General features: G+C 47.1%; 1 protein-coding gene. It reads left to right on the plus strand.

Features of this window, described 5'->3' with window-relative positions:
• Nucleotides 1-89: 89 nt before the first annotated feature.
• Nucleotides 90-740, plus strand: coding sequence for an isoprenoid biosynthesis glyoxalase ElbB (gene elbB, locus BZG79_RS15725; protein WP_077669778.1), 651 nt, complete (start codon nucleotides 90-92; stop codon nucleotides 738-740).
• The last annotated feature ends 513 nt before the right edge of the window (nucleotides 741-1,253 follow it).

The following is a 1,253-nucleotide window of genomic DNA, read 5'->3' on the forward strand; positions in this document are numbered from 1 at the left end:
GATAAACGTAGCCTATATTAGCGTCGTTGATCGTTGTGCATTGCCCACACTGATTGCGATATTTTTAATCTCGATACAAGGAGAGCGTGATGAAAAAGGTGGCTGTGATCTTATCTGGCTGCGGCGTGTTTGACGGCGCAGAGATCCAAGAGACCGTATTGTCGCTGCTAGCACTAGAACAAAACAATGCGCAATGGCAGTGTTTCGCACCAGATATCGATCAGCACCATGTGATCGATCATCGTACTGGTGAGCCGATGAACGAAACGCGCAATGTGCTCACCGAAGCCAGCCGTATTGTTCGTGGTGAGATTCTTCCGCTTACCGATTTAAACGTCGATGACTTCGACGCCTTACTGGTCCCCGGTGGCTTTGGTGCAGCCAAGAACTTGTCAGACTTTGCTTACAATGGCGATCCGGTGCAGGTACACCAAGATATGTTTGCGGTTTGCCAAGCTTTTATGCGTGCAGAAAAGCCCGCCGGTTATATGTGTATCGCACCAATCATGATCCCGCAGATCTATCCAAAAGGTGTAAAAGGCACCATTGGCAATGAACCTGATATCGCTGCCGCCTTTAATCGTATGGGGGGTGAACATATTGACTGCCCAGTATCGGATTATGTGCTGGATCAGCGCCATCATCTGCTATCCACACCGGCCTATATGCTAGCAACGTCTGTTTCGGACGCAGCTAGTGGTATCAATCGGATGGTGAAAAAACTGGTTGAGCTCGCCTAAGCAAATAATAACGGGAAAAAGAAAGACACAAAGAAAAAAGCGACGCCGAGGTGGGCGTCGCTGTAACAAGTGAGCGCAAAAACAAAGCTGTCTAGTAACAGTTTGCTGGCCCCAATACACTGGAAGCAATGTGAGCAATGTCGTGCCTTCAACGCCTAGCTTGTGGGCTTTGCCCTGAAGACAAGTTAACAATAACCATTCTCATTACCATTTTCAACACTTAGTTGATAATCTTTTTCATTTATTGATCTTGTGCTCAGACTCATTCGCTGTCATCAAACTGTTATTGCACCCACCGCCATCACGCCAACACTCCTGGTTCGAAAAGCCAGCGCCCAAAAAGAAAAAAGCGACATCCCGAAAGATGTCGCCTAGCAAAAAACGGACTAACTTAATCACTGTTTGATAAGCGCCCCGCTAATACACTGGAAGCAATGTGAGCAATGTCGTGCCTTCAGGAACGTCGTGTCATGTCCCTGAGTGCAAGTTAATAATAACCATTCTCATTATCGT

Source organism: Salinivibrio sp. MA427, assembly GCF_001996115.1.
Lineage (GTDB): Bacteria > Pseudomonadota > Gammaproteobacteria > Enterobacterales > Vibrionaceae > Salinivibrio > Salinivibrio costicola.